Annotated in this window: 18 protein-coding genes and 1 pseudogene; 7 read left to right on the forward strand and 12 right to left on the reverse strand. The window is 70.1% G+C overall.

Translation table 11 applies throughout. The features are described 5' to 3' along the window. Window positions 1-421: 421 nt before the first annotated feature. The 3 genes from DPA01S_RS16800 to DPA01S_RS10730 all read left to right on the forward strand — a co-directional run bounded on the left by DPA01S_RS16800 (window position 422) and on the right by DPA01S_RS10730 (window position 1663). Complete coding sequence (locus DPA01S_RS16800; RefSeq protein WP_157076973.1) at window positions 422-583, forward strand: hypothetical protein; 162 nt, start codon at window positions 422-424, stop codon at window positions 581-583. A gap of 354 nt (window positions 584-937) precedes the next feature. Further along, complete coding sequence (locus tag DPA01S_RS17040) at window positions 938-1093, forward strand: hypothetical protein (protein WP_165928431.1); 156 nt, start codon at window positions 938-940, stop codon at window positions 1091-1093. 102 nt (window positions 1094-1195) lie between these two features. Next, a complete protein-coding gene (locus DPA01S_RS10730) occupies window positions 1196-1663 on the forward strand; it encodes an SRPBCC family protein (RefSeq protein ID WP_061916119.1) in 468 nt (155 codons plus the stop codon). Between the two features lie 22 nt (window positions 1664-1685). Here the strand turns inward: DPA01S_RS10730 and DPA01S_RS10735 are convergent, their stop codons facing one another. Both DPA01S_RS10735 and DPA01S_RS10740 read right to left on the reverse strand, forming a co-directional pair. Then, entirely contained in the window at window positions 1686-2822 is a 1137-nt protein-coding gene (locus DPA01S_RS10735) for an NAD(P)H-dependent flavin oxidoreductase (RefSeq protein ID WP_061916123.1), read from the reverse strand. Beyond that, on the reverse strand, window positions 2819-4120 hold the full coding sequence (locus DPA01S_RS10740) for an APC family permease (RefSeq protein ID WP_061916141.1): 1302 nt from the start codon (window positions 4118-4120) through the stop codon (window positions 2819-2821). The genes DPA01S_RS10735 and DPA01S_RS10740 overlap by 4 nt, the downstream gene beginning before the upstream one ends. A 33-nt stretch (window positions 4121-4153) precedes the next feature. On the opposite strand from DPA01S_RS10740, the gene DPA01S_RS16805 reads away from it, so the two are divergent. Both DPA01S_RS16805 and DPA01S_RS10745 read left to right on the forward strand, forming a co-directional pair. After that, entirely contained in the window at window positions 4154-4297 is a 144-nt protein-coding gene (locus DPA01S_RS16805) for a hypothetical protein (RefSeq protein WP_007631416.1), read from the forward strand. Window positions 4298-4396: 99 nt separating this feature from the next. Next, on the forward strand, window positions 4397-5695 hold the full coding sequence (locus DPA01S_RS10745) for a glycoside hydrolase family 3 N-terminal domain-containing protein (protein ID WP_061916125.1): 1299 nt from the start codon (window positions 4397-4399) through the stop codon (window positions 5693-5695). A gap of 25 nt (window positions 5696-5720) precedes the next feature. Here the strand turns inward: DPA01S_RS10745 and DPA01S_RS10750 are convergent, their stop codons facing one another. Genes DPA01S_RS10750 through DPA01S_RS10770 form a run of 5 tightly spaced genes read right to left on the reverse strand, consistent with a single transcriptional unit; the run spans window position 5721 to window position 9549 of the window. Continuing rightward, a complete protein-coding gene (locus DPA01S_RS10750; protein WP_061230005.1) occupies window positions 5721-6365 on the reverse strand; it encodes a DNA-3-methyladenine glycosylase I in 645 nt (214 codons plus the stop codon). A gap of 60 nt (window positions 6366-6425) precedes the next feature. Continuing rightward, entirely contained in the window at window positions 6426-7121 is a 696-nt protein-coding gene (locus DPA01S_RS10755; protein ID WP_061229996.1) for a hypothetical protein, read from the reverse strand. 9 nt (window positions 7122-7130) lie between these two features. Continuing rightward, window positions 7131-7871 (reverse strand): trimeric intracellular cation channel family protein, encoded by a 741-nt coding sequence (locus tag DPA01S_RS10760; RefSeq protein ID WP_061229997.1) that lies wholly within the window; start codon window positions 7869-7871, stop codon window positions 7131-7133. An 8-nt stretch (window positions 7872-7879) separates the two neighbouring features. After that, window positions 7880-8446, reverse strand: a complete 567-nt coding sequence (locus DPA01S_RS10765) for a GtrA family protein (RefSeq protein ID WP_061229998.1) — start codon at window positions 8444-8446, stop codon at window positions 7880-7882. Between the two features lie 32 nt (window positions 8447-8478). After that, window positions 8479-9549: a glutathione S-transferase family protein gene (locus tag DPA01S_RS10770; protein WP_061916128.1), complete on the reverse strand. Its 1071-nt coding sequence runs from the start codon at window positions 9547-9549 to the stop codon at window positions 8479-8481. A gap of 121 nt (window positions 9550-9670) precedes the next feature. Between DPA01S_RS10770 and DPA01S_RS10775 the strand changes: the two genes are divergently transcribed. Beyond that, window positions 9671-10690, forward strand: a complete 1020-nt coding sequence (locus DPA01S_RS10775) for a DUF2332 domain-containing protein (RefSeq protein ID WP_061916130.1) — start codon at window positions 9671-9673, stop codon at window positions 10688-10690. 12 nt (window positions 10691-10702) lie between these two features. On the opposite strand, the gene DPA01S_RS10780 is transcribed toward DPA01S_RS10775, so the two are convergent. From DPA01S_RS10780 to ectA, 4 genes are all read right to left on the reverse strand, one after another. Then, window positions 10703-11536: a PIG-L family deacetylase gene (locus DPA01S_RS10780; protein WP_061230001.1), complete on the reverse strand. Its 834-nt coding sequence runs from the start codon at window positions 11534-11536 to the stop codon at window positions 10703-10705. A 341-nt stretch (window positions 11537-11877) separates the two neighbouring features. Then, the gene (locus tag DPA01S_RS10785; RefSeq protein WP_061230002.1) at window positions 11878-12300 is read right to left on the reverse strand and encodes an ectoine synthase; all 423 of its coding nucleotides are present in this window, start codon (window positions 12298-12300) and stop codon (window positions 11878-11880) included. Window positions 12301-12356: 56 nt separating this feature from the next. Further along, a complete protein-coding gene (gene ectB / locus DPA01S_RS10790; RefSeq protein WP_061230003.1) occupies window positions 12357-13652 on the reverse strand; it encodes a diaminobutyrate--2-oxoglutarate transaminase in 1296 nt (431 codons plus the stop codon). 68 nt (window positions 13653-13720) lie between these two features. Beyond that, on the reverse strand, window positions 13721-14233 hold the full coding sequence (ectA, locus tag DPA01S_RS10795; protein ID WP_061230004.1) for a diaminobutyrate acetyltransferase: 513 nt from the start codon (window positions 14231-14233) through the stop codon (window positions 13721-13723). Between the two features lie 98 nt (window positions 14234-14331). Here ectA and DPA01S_RS17590 point away from each other — a divergent pair, with 98 nt between their 5' ends. Next, window positions 14332-14586, forward strand: a complete 255-nt coding sequence (locus tag DPA01S_RS17590; protein WP_311199403.1) for a pyridoxamine 5'-phosphate oxidase family protein — start codon at window positions 14332-14334, stop codon at window positions 14584-14586. Between the two features lie 315 nt (window positions 14587-14901). On the opposite strand, the pseudogene DPA01S_RS17045 reads toward DPA01S_RS17590, so the two are convergent. Next, a pseudogene (locus tag DPA01S_RS17045) lies at window positions 14902-15150 on the reverse strand (hypothetical protein); the annotation flags it as partial.

Here is a 15150-nt window from a genome sequence, read left to right on the forward strand (position 1 = left end):
GTAGAAGCCCTGGGTGCCCGGTTCATCGCGACCGCCTTCGGCTCCTGATTCGACCGACCCCCGGGCCAGATCCGGACCGGGGCCACGCACGCCGGACCCCGGTCCGGCCCCCACCCGCCGCGCCGGCGCCCGCCATCCACGGGCGCCGGCGCCGCTGATATCCGTGGCGCACCCCACAGCTCCAGTCACTGCGCACGGCATTCGGCGAAATATGCATTAGATCACACCATAAATGTTTGCAGACCTCCGACGTAGGTTGATAAAGATTCCGACGTCGGCGCCAGCGCCCACAGGGCAGGCCTGTCACCGATGTCGGGTAACGACTCGGACCCGGATCCGGATGTACCTCACGAGTCCGCAAGCAGGACTGCACCACGGAAGCGGCGCACCCCGGCGCCGCTCAGAGCGAAAGGATCATCACATGATCGAGCAGATTTTCAACGGCATCCTCGGCTTCTTCAACAGCCTCATCGACACCGGCTCCACCGCGGCCCAGGGCTTCGTCAGCACCGGCTCCACCGCGGCCAAGGGCGTCTACGGCACCGTCACCGGCTCGCTCGGCGACATCGTCGGCTCGCTCTGAGCTGAGTGATCCCGGGCCTTCGGGTCCAGATCTACGCAACGACACCGGCAGCCGCCTCGCGCGGGTGCCGGTGTCGTACATTTCAGCCGGCCCTCCCCCTTTTCGCCGGATCACTCGATACATAGTGCGACGCGTGAAGTGATCTAGATCACATTAACCGAGACCGCGACTTCACCTGCAAAAGTAAACGATTCCCTCGGACCTTGGGCCCTCTTCGGCGTCCGAGCGGATGAAACGGCCCGGCCAGCTACGTAGCGTCTGGTGGTGAGATCTTGAGGGACCAACGGTCCGCAGGATCCTCACGCCAGACCGAGCGGCGCATCCGGCGCCGCCCCTGACGAAAGGACCATCACCATGGGTTCCATCCAGACTTTCCTCCCCGGCCTCGCCACCGGCTCCGACGCCGTGAACACCGGCTCGCAGGTCGTCGACGCGGGCGCTGGCCTCTTCGCCGACGTCCTCGAGACCCTCGGTGGCTTCGTCACCCAGATCACGGGCTCGCTGTCCTGATCTGGTTGACTGCGGGCCACTAGCGCCCGCCTTCAACACCCCGGCGCCGGCATTCGTCTTCGGACGGATGCCGGCGCCGTGCATTTCACTACACTCGGGGCCATGGAGCTCGACCTGTCCCGCCACGTCGCCGCCGACCCCGACACCGTGTGGTCCGTGCTCACCGACATCCCCGAGGCGCACCGGACGCTCAGCGGGGTAGTGGCGGTCGAAATCCTCACGACCGGCCCCTATGAGCCCGGCCTGCGGTGGCGCGAGACCCGCAAGATGTTCGGGATGAAGGCCACCGAGGAGATGATGGTGATGGCCGCCGAGCCGCCTCACTCCACCACGATCGTCGCCGAGAACGGCGGGACCGAGTACACGACCGTCTTCACCATCACACCCGACGCCGAGGGCGGGTCGACGCTCCGGATGCGCTTCGGAGCCGAGACTGCCCACGCTCCCGCGGTCTCCCGCGTCGTCATGGGGCTCATGGGAAAGTTCGCCGAGAAGTCCACCCGCAAGACCATGGAGCAGGACCTCGCCGACATCGCGGCCGAGGCCGAACGGCGGGCCTCCTCTTCCTAGCCGCCGTGGGCGCGTACCTGACCTACTCGGCCCAGCCCGCCTGCTCGCCCGCGCGGTCCCACAGCTCCGCGACGACCTCCGCGGCCGGCTGGTCGGCGTAGGCGTCGGCGGCCCGCCAGCGCGATCCCGCCCACAGTGGCGGCACCTCGATGTCGCCCGCCCGCGCGGCGGCCTTGCGCATCGGGCCGGTGAGCAGGTGCAGGTGCGGGTACGCCGCCGGCGCGGCCTCGTGGAACTCCGCGACGAACTCGTTGACGAGCGCCCGCGCGTAGCGACCGGTGTAGCAGCGGGTCGGCCGCGACTCGGTGAACCGGGGGTCGCCGAGCGCGGACCGGTGCAGTGCGCTCGTGCCCGCCTCAGGGGTGCGCAGCAGCACGGTCCCGAGCTGGACGCCGTCCGCGCCCGCTGCGAGCACGGCGGCGACGTCGTGCGGGGTGCTGATCCCGCCGGCGGCGACGAACTGCACCTCCGGCAGTGCCTCGCGCACCGCCCGCACCAGTTCCACCGTCGTGATGTCGTCGGGCTCCTCGCCCACCGTGGTCGTGGAACGGTGCCCGCCGGCCTCCGCGCTCTGGACCGACAGCCAGTCCGCCCCGGCCTCGACGGCCCGCCGCGCGTCGGCGACGCCTGCCACCGTCACGACCACGGTCGTGCCCACGTCCTGTAGAGCACGGACCATGCCGGGCTCCGGGATGCCGAAGGTGAACGAGACCACCGCGACCGGGTCGTCCAGCAGCGCGGCGAGCGTGGCTTCCTGGTCGAAGTCGGTGAAGCCCGGCGACTCCGCGAGGGCCACCTCGAGCCGCCTGGCGACCGGCCCGATCGCCTCGGCGTAGCGCTCGACCGCCTCGGGACCGCCCGCCGCCGCCAGCGCTGCGTCGGAGTCGGCGCGATCCAGCAGGAACACGTTGACGCCGAACGGCGCGTCGGTGAGCTCGCGGACGCGCCCGATCTCCGCTCTGGTGTCGGCGGCGTCGAGGTAACCGGAGCCGATCATGCCCAGGCCCCCCGCCTCGCCCACCGCGGCGATGAGTTCGGGCGTCGTGGGGCCGCCGGCCATCGGCGCCCCGATCACGGGCCGGCGCAGATGCGACGGGAGCAGGCGGCGGTGGTTCTGGCCCTGCGGGGCCCGGTCGGACTGTGTCTGGTGCTCGGTCATGTCCGTGACGCTACGCCCGGGGTCACCGCCCTGGGGCGGGTGACGGCGTAGACCACACCGCCGACGACGAAGACGACGAGGCCTCCGACGACCGACTGCCAGGGCAGGCTCCCGGCGACGATCACGCATCCGACCGCGCCGAGCACCGGCACCCAGGCCGGCAGTCCGCGGCGCCGTCGATCAAGACGCAGGGCCGCGGTGTTCGCGACGAGGTAGTAGATCAGGACGGCGAAGGAGGAGAACCCGATCGCCTGCCGTACGTCGGCCGCCAGGACGATCACGGCCACCACCACGCCCACGCAGATCTCGGCGACGTACGGCGTCCGCGTGGTGGGGTGCACTGCCGCCAGCGGAGCGGGCAGGTGCCGGTCCCGCGCCATCGCCAGGGTCGTGCGGGAGACGCCGAGTACTCCGCCCAGCAGGGCCCCGAGCGCGGCGATCCCGGCGGCGATCCGCACCACGGGCGCGAGCACCTCCCCGGCCGGGACCCGTTCAGCGGCGTCCAGCACGGGCGCGGCGCTCGCGGCCACGCCTTGCACCCCGAGCACGTGGACCGTCGCGGCGAGAACGATCGCGTAGACGGCGATCACGACGCTGATGGGGATGACGACCGCTCTCGGGATCGTGCGGCCCGGATCGCGCACCTCCTCCCCGAGCGTGGCGATGCGGGCGTACCCGGCGAAGGCGAAGAAGCAGAACCCCGCGCCGCCCAACACGCCGAGTATGCGCCCGGGCAACGCCTCTCCGTCGACGGCGGGCACTGCCGCGGGCGCCGCCGCCCCTGGCACTGCCGATGAGCCGGCCGACGAGACGAACGCCGCCACCACGAACACTGCTAGTGCCGCCAGCACGACGCCGACCAGTACCTTCGACGCCGTGGCCGTGCGCTGCACCCCGAGAACCGACAGCACCGTCAGCGCCAGCACGGCCACCGCGGCGACCACCGAGGACTGCTCCGGCCAGAGGTACAGGCCCACGGTCAGGGCCATCGCCGCGCAGGACGCCGTCTTGCCCACCACGAATCCCCAGCCGGCGAGAAACCCCGGCAGCGGGCCGAGCAGTTCGCGACCGTAGACGTAGGTCCCGCCCGCCGCGGGGAACTGCGCTGCCAGGCGAGCGGAGGACAGGGCGTTGCACACGGCCACCACGGCGGCCACCGCGAGTGAGGCCCACACCCATGAGCCGGCGCGTGCGGCGGCGGGCGCGAACGCCACGAACACGCCCGCCCCGATCATGGCACCGAGGCCCACCACGACGGCATCGGACGGCCCCAGTCTGCGGTCGAGAGTCGAGTCCATCCACACACCATCGCAGCCGCAGGTGGACGAGACGTGAACTCCTCGACCGTGGTCCCCCGCCGCGATTCAGCCCTGCCCCGGGCGCTGGTCAATTCCGAACACGTCTCCGGCGGCAGGGGCAGCGTCGGGCAGGCGATCGATTTCGGCAGCAGAGCGCTCGAGATGGTCGGACGCTGACCCGATGCCGGGACGCCCGGGCGCCCCTGGGACACCACCCATGGTCGGAGTGCGCGGGACCAGCGCGGTCCCCGAGTCGACCCCGGATACAGTGGGGGCGTGTCCCCCACCCGCCGGCTCCGTGTGGCGGTGGCCGCCCTCGCTGCGGGGTTGACATTGGTCGGGTGCGCCCCCGGGGAGCCCGCCGCGCCCGGCTCGGACCCCACCGCCGCCGCCGCGGCCGCTCCTGCTCCGCAGGCGACTGCCGCCCCGGCCGCTGATCCCGGTGGCCACAGGTCGGCACCCCCGCCCGGATGCGTATCTCCGCTGGACGGGCTGACGCAGCGTCAGCGGATCGCCCAGCTGTTCACCGTCGGCGTGAGTTCCATGGCCGACGCCCGTCGAGCGGTCGAACAGCACTCGATCGGCGGCATCTTCCTCGGCGGTGACGTGGTGGGCGAGGTGGTCTCCGGCGATGGGCTCGCCCGACTGCAGCACGACTCGCCCCTACCCCTGCTCGTGGCGATCGACGAGGAGGGCGGGCGCGTCTCCCGCATCGCGCCGTATGCCGGCCCGCTGCCGTCCGCCCGCGTGATGGCCGCGACCATGAGCCCCGATCAGGTCCGGGCGGCTGCCCGCGCCCGAGGGGAGTTTCTCCGCGGGATGGGCGTGACCGTCGATTTCGCGCCCTCCCTCGACGTGTCCGAGCAGCCGGACGGCGCGGTGATCGGTGACCGCTCCTTCTCCCCCGACCCCGCCCGCGTCGTGTCCTATGCCCGTGCGTTCGCCGCCGGCCTGCGTGACGCTGGCATCGCCCCGGTGTTCAAGCACTTCCCGGGGCACGGACGCTCCTCCGGCGACAGTCACCACCGCTCGGTGACGGTGCCCCCGCTCGACGAGCTCATGACCCACGATCTGCGGCCCTTCGCGGCACTCGCCCGGACCCCCGGCGCGGGCATGATGCTCGGCCACCAGCAGGTCCCCGGCCTGACCGGGGTCGACCGGCCCGCGTCGCTCTCGCCCGCCGCGTACCGGCTGCTGCGAGAGGGCCACGGCTACGGCGCCCCGCCCTTCGATGGCCCGATCTTCACCGACGACCTGTCCGGCATGCGCGCCGTGACCGACGCGTTCGCGCTGCCCACCGCCGTGACCGAATCCCTCATCGCCGGGGCGGACTCCCCGCTGTGGATCACGACGGCCGGGCTCGGTGAGACCCTGGACGCCGTCGAACGCGCCGTGGCCGACGGCACCCTCAGCCGGCGGGCGCTGGACCGGTCGCTCGAACGCATGGCGACCCTGCGGGGAATCCCGGTGTGCGTGGGCGGCCCCGCCACCGGGTTGCTCGAGCATGACGGTTCGCTGGCCCCGCCGTTGCGCGACCTCCCGCCGCGGGCGGGCCTGGCGCCCCTGCCGGCGTGACCCGGGTCGGGGCGCCGCTGCCGGGTCAGCCCGCGCCCGGCAGCGGAGCCCAGACCCCCGACGTGCCGCGGCGGTGCGAGTCCACAAGGTGCGTATCCACCACGCCAATGGCCTCCAGGAGGGCGAAGACCGTCACCGGTCCGACAAAGCTGAACCCCCGTCTCTTGAGCTCCTTGGCGAGCGCCTCCGACTCCGGCGACCGGGTCGGCACCTCGTTCATGGTCCGCGGCTCGGGTGTCGCCTCCGGCCGGTAGGACCACACGAGCTCCACCAGGCCGCCGTCGGATCGCAGCGCGACCACGGCGCGCGCGTTGGCGACGGCGGCGTCGATCTTGCGGCGATTGCGCACGATCCGCGTGTCGGCCATGAGCCGCGCGACGTCCTCTTCGCCGAAGGCCGCCACGGCGTCCGGGGCGAACCCCGCGAACGCCTCGCGGAACGCGGGCCGTTTGCGCAGGATCGTGACCCAGCTCAGCCCGGACTGGAACCCCTCGAGGACCAGCCGCTCGTACAGGCCGGCCTCGTCCCGGACGGGCATGCCCCACTCGGTGTCGTAGTACTCCCGCAGCAGCGGGTCCCGCGCCGCCCACGGGGGCCGCCTCAGCCCGTCCTCGCACAGCACGGAGCCGGAAGGCGCGGTCGTGGTGATCTGCACGTCGTCGATCTGCATGTCGTCTCCCTCGTCGGTCGGACCACCGGCGATGGTGGTCGCCGTCACCCTAGGACCGGACTATGACAGCACCCCGGTGAGCTGGACGATGCGGACGACGGCCAGCACGGTCAGCGCCACGCCCACGACCAGGGTGAGCACCCGCCCGGCCACGCGGCCGTAGGACAGGAACCGGTCGATGCGACGGGACGCCGCACCGATGCTGCCCGACGGCACCCGCGACAGCGCGATGATCAGCCCGGTGCTGGGCAGGATCGCGATGACCGCGAAGAACAGGATCTGCAGCAGCTTGGACCACCACGGACTCTCGGCGAACGAGATGAGCACCATGCCCGCCGCGAACGGCGCGGATGTCCCCGACTGGATGACGCCGAGCGCGATGCCGGTGGCCATGATTCCGAATTTCTGCAGGACGTTCTGGGTGAGCGGGGCCTCGACGCTCTCCTCCTTGGCCTCCGCGGGCCGGCGCAGGCCCATGACGGTGATGACCAGGCCGATCACGCCCAGCGCGATCATCGCCCACAGGTTGTAGAACAGGCTCCGGACGAACTCCTGGTTGTTGCCGATCACCCACACGGAGATCAGCGAGAGCAGCACGATCCCGCAGAACGCGCCCCCGGTGAACCGCGCCGCCCGAGGGGCGAACGCGATGCCGCGGCCGGCCGACGTCAGCCACAGCCCCGCGATGACGGCGAAGGCCAGGAGATTGAGCGAATCGATCGCCGCGAAACCCAGCAGGCTGAGGTAGTACTGCACCGGGTCACCCTACCGGCGGCCGAGCTCGTCGTCGTCGTACTCATCGTCGCGGAGGCCGTCGTCCCTCTCGCCGCGCGGTCGGCCGAACACCGACCGCTCCCGGCGCCGCAACACGTCCAGGTCCCGCACGGTCCAGGTGCGCACGGGCGCCGGCACGCGCCACTGTCGGGCCCACGCGACCATCCGGAAGGCGAACACCAGCACCGACAGCACGGTCGCCGATACCGGCCCCCACACATCGGTGGACACGGCGACGGCCGTGAGCGCGGCGCCGGTCGCCGCGGGGATCACGTACAGGTTCGACCCGCTGAACACGGCCGGGATCTCGTTGGCCACCACGTCGCGCATCAACCCGCCACCGACCGCGGTGACCACGCCGAGCAGCAGCGCCGAGGCCACCGGCATGCCGTGATCCAGCGCGCGCGCCGTGCCGAACGTGCAGAACAGGCCCAGGCCGGCGGCGTCGCACGCCACGATGAGCGTCTGCACCCGGTGGATGACCGAGCCCAGCAGGTACACCACCACGACGGCGACCAGTGGCGGAACGAGGTACACGGGCTTGGCCAGCGCGAGCGGCGTGACGCCCAGCATGACGTCGCGGATGATGCCCCCGCCGAGCCCCGCGAGCAGGCCCAGGATGAACCCACCGGTGATGTCGATGTCCTTGCGCGCGGCCAGCAGGTTGCCCGAGAGGGCGAAGAAGAACACGCCCATCAGGTCGAACCACAGGACCAGCGGCGACGTCTCCACGGTCGGTCCTAGACCACCGCGTTCGCGGTCGAGCGTGCGTGGTGTCGGTTACGCACCGCGCGGAACGTCCAGAGCTTGTTGACGACGAAGTTGATCGGCATCGTGATGAGGATCGTCAGCAGCTGACTCCAGTACTCCCGGGAGTGGATCCCGGCCTCCTCGTGCCACCACGGCTCCGGCAGGTAGAGCGGGCTGGTGGGGTTGGTGAACGCGAGCTTGATGAAGATGCCCGCGGCCGCCGCCACCGACCCCACCACCAGGAACGGCCAGAACTCCTGCCACGCCGGCGCCTTGTGTCCCTTACCGAACGTCCAGTGCCGGTTGAGCAGGAAGTTGTAGAAGTTGGCCACCAGGAACGCCACGATCCACACCAACGTGGTGAACCGGAAGTTGAACTCCGTGCCCGCGATGGGGAACAGGATCTCCTGCGCGTTGGCCGTGCCGCCGTTGGCCTTGTTCATCAAGACCGTGACGATCATGTTGACGACCATGCCCGAGCCGCCCACGATTCCGAACATGACGAACTGCCGGGCGCCGCGACGATAGCGACCGAGTTCGGCGGGGGCTGGGTTCACAGGCGACCAGTCTAGGCCCTCTCCCGGGGACGTCAGGCCGCGCCGTGTCCCTCCGGCACCCTCTCGGACGGATCGGTGATCGGCCCGGGCGCGGTCCCGTCGCCGAACGGGCGACCGCCCAGCTCCTCGCGGTGGTGCGGGGTGAGCAGGCCGGACAGGTCCGGCCCCTTGGGGATGACGCCGGTGGGGTTCACGTCCCGGTGCACGTTGTAGTAGTGCGCCTTGATCTGGGGGAAGTCGCACGTGTCGCCGAAGCCGGGGGTCTGGAACAGGTCGCGGAGGTAACCCCACAGCGCAGGCATCTCGCTGATCTTGGACCGGTTGGCCTTGAAATGGCCGTGGTAGACCGCGTCGAAGCGGACCAGCGTGGTGAACAGGCGGATGTCGGCGACGGTGATGGAGTCGCCGACGAGGTAGCGGCGGGTGGTCAGGCGCTCCTCGAGGCGGTCCAGCGACGCCCACAGCTCGTCGTAGGCCTCCTCGTAGGCCTCCTGGTCGGCGGCGAACCCGCACCGGTACACGCCGTTGTTCACCGTGGGGTAGATCCACGAGTCGAGTTCGTCGATCTCGTCGCGGTGCTCCTCGGGGTACAGATCGGGCGCGCCCTCGCGGTGGAAGGCCGTCCATTCGGAGATGAAGTCGAAGTTGAGCTTCTGGTACGCGTTGGTCACGACGGACTTGGTGGGCAGGTCCACCAGCGCCGGCACCGTGATGCCGCGCGGATAGTCCGGGATGCGGTTGAAGTAGGCCTCCTGCAGGCGGTGCAGGCCGGTGACGGGATCCCGCTCGTCCGGGTCGAGGTCGAAGACCCAGGAGTTGATGTCGTGCGTGGGGCCGGCCAGGCCCAGGGAGATGGCGTCCTCGAGGCCCATGAGGCGGCGGACGATGATGCTCCGGCTGGCCCACGGGCAGGCTCGGGCGGCCATGAGCCGGTAACGGCCGGCCTCGACCGGCCATCGCATCTCGCCGATCTTCTCGCCGACCGGGTCCGAACCCGCGGGCACGTCCGCCACCACGCGATCGTTGATGTACGTCGCGTCGCGGACGAACTCGCCGTCGGTCGAGGCGTTCTGTGCGGGGGTGAAGTCGGTCGCGGTAGACATGCGGGGCTCCCAGGATTGTCTCAGTTTATTGATGCGTCACCAATCATACCTCCTGCCTACGAGTGAGGCCACCGTTCCCGCGTCGACGGCGTGTCCCGCGTCGGTGTGCGACGCTGATGACATGGACTCCGCGCACGTCGACGACGTCCCCTCCCGCTACTCCGACTTCGCCGAGTACGAGGTCCGCGAACGAACGCCCGTATACCTCTCGTGGGCCCGCGGGATCGCCGGAGACCCGGGGACCGGCGACCTCATCGGTACGCTGCCCCGGATCAAGCGCCAGCCCGCCCTGTTCTTCGCCGCCGCCCGGCACGCCGGGGCCCCCGAGACCGAGGACTACGCGACCTTCCGCGGGTTCGTCCACGACCACTGGGCCGAGATCGAGCGGATCGCGCTCACCCACTCCACCCAGACCAACGAGGCCAAGCGCTGCGCGGTTCTACTGCCGTTCCTTTCCCTCCTGCCCGGCCCGCTCTCCCTGGTGGAGATGGGGGCTTCCGCGGGACTGTGCCTGTACCCGGACCGCTACGCCTACCGATACACGGTCGACGGCGGGAGCACCCACGAGCTGCGACCCGACGGTGCCGGTGACGGTGCCGGGGCCCGCACACCGGTCCTCGACTGCGACCTACGCGACGGCGTGCCCCTGCCGCGCTCGCTGCCCGAGGTCGCCCACCGCGGCGGGGTGGACCTGACGCCGATCGACCCCACCGACCCCGACTCCCGCGCCTGGCTGCACAGCCTCATCTGGCCGGGCCAGCACGACCAGCGGGGGCCGCGCCTGGACGCCGCCCTGGACATCGCGGCCGTCGACCCGCCTCGGATCCTCGCCGGTGACCTCGTCGAGCGGTTGGAGGAGTCCGTGGCCGCCTGCCCGGCCGGTACCACCCCGGTGGTGTTCCACACCGCGGTGCTCGGATACCTCGAGCCACCGGCCCGCGCCGAGTTCGTCCGCCGTGTCACCGAGCTGGGCTGCGTCTGGATCTCGGTCGAGGGCGTGACCCTTCTACCCGACGTCGCCGCGCAGGTCCCCGAGTCGATCCGCCGCCACAAGGGCCTCTTCGTCGTCGCCGTCAACGGACGCCCCCTGGCCACCGCGCACGGCCACGGCGACTGGGTCCGCGCCCTCGACATGCCCTGACCCGCCCGGCGCTCAGTCGAACGGCCACGCGCGGCGCATCGGCTGCTCCGCGCCCGGCTCGATGAGGTACTCGGTACCGAAGGCGACCGCGTAGATCTCCGGCGGCAGCGCCAGCATCGTTCCGATGTCGCTGGTCTGGCTGGCGTGACACTGCATCGCGCGGCGCTTGGTCTCGATCACGTCCTGCGGCAGGTCGATCGCCCACGCGATCTCGGACTCCGGCATCCCCACTGGCTGACCGTCGTCGCCGGTGAGGATCATCGCCCGCAGCTGGTCCGGGTCCAGCTCCGTGCCGCCGACCGCGAGCATGCGCAGGAACTCGGTGGCCTCGGGACTGTCGAGCATGGCGAGCTGGGCGTCACGGTTCGTGGTGGCCTCCAGCAGCCGCGGTCGGCGCGCGGCCAGCTCCACCGCGCGTCGGGCGATGCGGTGGACGGCGATGTGATCGGGGTGACCGTAGTTGCCGTGATCGTCATAGCCGACGAGGACGTCGGCGTCCTCGCGGTCGAGGATCCGCGCCACCCGGGCGGCCGCGTCGTCGATGTCGGCGCGGTGGAGGCAGAGCGGGTCGTCGTTCTGCTCCCAGCCGGTCATCCCCGAATCGCGGTAGCCCAGCCAGTCGATGCGGGCCACGCCCAGCACGGCCGCCGCGGCCCGCGCCTCCTCGCGCCGGTGTTCGACGAGGTCACCGTCGGGGCCGAGGTGCTCGGGGCGCTCCCCGTGGTCGCCGTCGGTGGCGAACACGGTCACCACCCGGTGCCCCCTGCGGGCAGCCAGGGTCATCATCCCGGCGGTCTGCGAGGTCTCGTCATCGGGATGGGCGTGCAGGAACACTATCGTCGACACCCGGATATTCTGCCCTGGTTCAGCCTCGCCGTGTCGACGCCCGCGCCTCGGAGTGCGGTCGAGAGCTCCCCGGCGTCAGCCTCGGCCCGATCGGTTCGACGCGCACGACCTCGGAGTCGCAGCGGAACAGGTCTCGCAGTGCCGGGTGTCGGCCGCGTCGACGTTCCACAGTCCGCCGACGTCTCCGGCGAGCTCGAAGCCCACCCGATCCCGCCCCGATGATCGCTGGTGGACGGGCATCAATACCTGTTGCTCGTTCCAGCTAGTGCCCCGGAACGAGCAACTCCCCGGCCGGTTTCGCTCGGACTGAACGAAACGGGCCGGGGAGTGCGGCGTGGGGCTTACTTCTCGCGCACCACGGTGCCGTCGTCCTGCAGGCGCAGGAGCGGGTAGATGCCGTTCTCGTCGTGGTTCTCGTCGCCCACGACGGGCGGGTTGAAGACGCAGAGCATCTGCATCTCCTCCTCAACGATGACCTGGTGCTTCTCGTTGCCGTCGAGCAGGTACATCGTGCCCGCCTCGAGCGGGTACTCCTTGCCGTTGGTGAGGTCACGCAGAGTGCCCTTGCCGCGGGTCAGCCAGACGGCCTCGACGTGGTTGGCGTAGTGGAAATCGTTGGTCGTACCGGCGGCGATGGTGGTCTCGTGGAACGAGAACCCGACGCGGTCGTCGGCCAGGACGATGCGCTTGGACTCCCAGTTACCGTTGTTGCCCTTGATGTGGCGGTCGGTATCGGTGATCTCTGCGGTGGTGCGAACGATCATGCGGTGCCTCCTCGTCGAGGGGTTGGTGGTCTGCGGTTCTCAGGCGTACTGCTGGCTCAGCCGTACTGCTGGGCGAGGACGTGGTCGACGGCCTCGTAGCAGATCTCGATGCCGCGGTCGCGCTCTTCATCGGTCAGCGTGAGCGGGGCGAGGAACTTGACGACCTCGTCGCTCGGGCCGGCGGTCTCGACGAGCATCTTGTTGTCGAAGCAACGCGCCATGACCTGCGCCGCGAGCTCGGGGTTCTCGAGGAACGCGATCCCGAACGCCATGCCACGGCCACGCAGTTCGAGCTTGCCCTCGTACTTGTAGACCAGCGGGGAGAAGCGCTCGCGGAGGATGCGGCCGTTCTCGAGCGTGCGGTTCTGCAGCTGGTCGTCGGACCAGTACTTGCGCAGTGCCAGCTCGGCGGTGACGAAGGCCATGTTGTTGCCGCGGAATGTACCGTTGTGCTCGCCCGGGGTCCACTCGTCGAGGTCGCGACGGAAGAGCGTCACGGCCAGCGGCAGGCCGTAGCCGCCGATCGACTTGGACAGGGTGACGATGTCCGGCTTGATGCCCGCGAACTCGAACGAGAAGAACTCGCCGGTACGGCCGCAGCCCATCTGGACGTCGTCGACGATAAGCAGGATGTCGTGGCGGACGCACAGCTCGTTGAGCGCGCGCAGCCACTCGGCGCGTGCGGCGTTGATGCCGCCCTCGCCCTGGACGCACTCGACGATGACGGCAGCCGGGCGGTTCATGCCCGAACCGGAGTCGACGAGGACGCGCTCCATCCACTGGAAGTCCTCGGTGACGCCGCCGAAGTAGTTGTCGTACGGCATCGGCGTGGCGTGCACGAGCGGGATGCCGGCGCCGGCGCGCTTCATCGAGTTACCCGTCACGGAGAGCGACCCGAGGGTCATGCCGTGGAACGAGTTGGTGAAGTTGATGATGGCCTCACGGCCGGTGACCTTACGGGCCAGCTTCAGCGCCGACTCGACGGCGTTGGTGCCCGTCGGCCCGGGGAACATCACCTTGTAGTCCAGGCCGCGCGGCTCGAGGATCTTCTCTGAGAAGGTCTCCAGGAAGGCCCGCTTGGCGACGGTGTACTTGTCGAGCGAGTGGGTGACGCCGTCGCGGGAGATGTACTCCAGCAGCGCGGTCTTCATGTCCTCGTCGTTGTGGCCGTAGTTCAGGGCGCCGGCGCCACCGAAGAAGTCGAGGTACTCGTCTCCGTCGACGGTCCGGAGCGTCGCCCCCTTTGCAGTGTCGAACACCACAGGCCAGTTACGCGAGTAACTACGCACCTCGGATTCGCGATCGTCGAAAATCTCCGTGTTGGTGCTGGTGTCGTGGGTGGGCTCGGTCATTGTCCTGATCACTCCAATGGGGAAGGTGCGGGCGGCGGTTGTGGGCCGGGCGGCCCGCGCGCCCTCGTCTAGGAAATCGTGTAGAGGTCTTCTTGCTCGTGACCCTCTCCGAGCAGCTCGGAGCTCAGGTAGTCCTCGCTGGACAGGGTCATCCCCCTGTCGCGGGCCACGGCGCCGAACGTCCGCTGCGACGCCTCGTTATCCGGGCTGATGGTGGTTCGCAGTCGCACGACGCCGCGTTCGGCCAGCCGGTCTAAGAGACTGTGCAGAAGCCGGGCCGCGAGACCCTTGCCGCGCTGGTCGGCGTCGACGCCGACCTGCCACACGAAGATCGTGTCCGGCTCGGAGGGGCGGATGAACCCGGTGACGAAGCCGACGACCCGACCTTCCACCTCCACCACGACCGAACTCTCGGAGAATTCGGCGCCCCACAGAACGTAGGCGTAGGAGGAGTTGAGGTCGAGGACGCCGCTGTCACGGGCGATCTCCCACATGCGGGTTCCGTCAGCCGCCGTGGGCACACGGAACACCGCGTCGGACGAATCAGGGGTACGGGGTACTTCTCGTTCTCCTGGGTTCATAATCGCTCTCTACCGTAGTGACGCAACCCCGTTGTTGCATCTACCTTCCTCGAGTTGTTACCTGAAACGCCGATGAGTGCGCAGGTGGCCGACGTGGAGTGAGGTCAGTCACCCAGCGCCCGTTCTGGGGGACCCCACGAGCCCGCTTCCGGTGGGGCGATGGGGCGATCGACGACAGGCCGATCACCGATCTCGAGGAGGCCCGCTGCCTCCAACTCTTGGCCCCAGATTCCCTCTGCCGACTCGTCACCGTCACCGGGGGCCGCGCTGAGATCTTCCCCGTCAACCACGCGATGTCGAGGGACGGCAAGATCCTCTTCCGCACCGCGGGGGGAGCAAACTCGCCGGCCTGACCGTGCACCCCGAGGTCCTCTTCGAGGTCGATCACGTGGAGGGCCGTCACGCCTGGTCGGTCGTGGCCCGAGGGTGAGCCCGCAGCCTCGAGAGCTTCGATGAGATCAACCGGGCCGAGGAACTCGACCTCAAGCCGTGGATCCCCACGCTGAAGTACATCGTCGTCGAAATCACCCCGGAGCATCTCACCGGCCTCAGCTTCGAATTCGGCAAGGAGCCCGAGCGCTACCAGGGCTGACTCGCGAACTCGCCACCTCGCCTCGCCGCGGCCGGGCTCGTCGGCCCTGGCCGCCGGCGCTGACTACGTCCCCGCCTTAGAAGGGTGGTGGTGGTTGGAGGAGTTCGTCGAGGTGCTCATGCAGTGCGCGGAGGATGGCTTTTTCCAGGGTGCTGTCGGTGGGTTTGTTGCGTTGCCACCAGCGGCTGGCCGCGGCGGGGTTCACTCGCTCACGCGGGGCCGGGTCCGAGTGCGGGGCGGCGTCGGTCTCGGCAGGCGCCGCGGCGGGCGAGCTGCCCGCGGTCTCGTCCGCGGCCTCAGGTGGCGGCGTGGTCGCCTCGGCTGC

It is taken from the genome of Dietzia papillomatosis NBRC 105045 (genome assembly GCF_001570845.1).
Lineage (GTDB): Bacteria > Actinomycetota > Actinomycetes > Mycobacteriales > Mycobacteriaceae > Dietzia > Dietzia cinnamea.

Excerpts from the sequence above, each read along its gene's own strand:
- DPA01S_RS16800 (WP_157076973.1), top strand. The coding sequence starts at position 422 with ATGATCGAGCAGATTTTCAACGGCATCCTCGGCTTCTTCAACAGCCTC.
- DPA01S_RS17040 (WP_165928431.1), top strand. The coding sequence starts at position 938 with ATGGGTTCCATCCAGACTTTCCTCCCCGGCCTCGCCACCGGCTCCGAC.
- DPA01S_RS10730 (WP_061916119.1), top strand. The coding sequence starts at position 1,196 with ATGGAGCTCGACCTGTCCCGCCACGTCGCCGCCGACCCCGACACCGTG.
- DPA01S_RS10735 (WP_061916123.1), bottom strand. The coding sequence starts at position 2,822 with ATGACCGAGCACCAGACACAGTCCGACCGGGCCCCGCAGGGCCAGAAC.
- DPA01S_RS10740 (WP_061916141.1), bottom strand. The coding sequence starts at position 4,120 with ATGGACTCGACTCTCGACCGCAGACTGGGGCCGTCCGATGCCGTCGTG.
- DPA01S_RS10750 (WP_061230005.1), bottom strand. The coding sequence starts at position 6,365 with ATGCAGATCGACGACGTGCAGATCACCACGACCGCGCCTTCCGGCTCC.
- DPA01S_RS10770 (WP_061916128.1), bottom strand. The coding sequence starts at position 9,549 with ATGTCTACCGCGACCGACTTCACCCCCGCACAGAACGCCTCGACCGAC.
- DPA01S_RS10775 (WP_061916130.1), top strand. The coding sequence starts at position 9,671 with ATGGACTCCGCGCACGTCGACGACGTCCCCTCCCGCTACTCCGACTTC.
- DPA01S_RS10785 (WP_061230002.1), bottom strand. The coding sequence starts at position 12,300 with ATGATCGTTCGCACCACCGCAGAGATCACCGATACCGACCGCCACATC.
- ectB (WP_061230003.1), bottom strand. The coding sequence starts at position 13,652 with ATGACCGAGCCCACCCACGACACCAGCACCAACACGGAGATTTTCGAC.
- ectA (WP_061230004.1), bottom strand. The coding sequence starts at position 14,233 with ATGAACCCAGGAGAACGAGAAGTACCCCGTACCCCTGATTCGTCCGAC.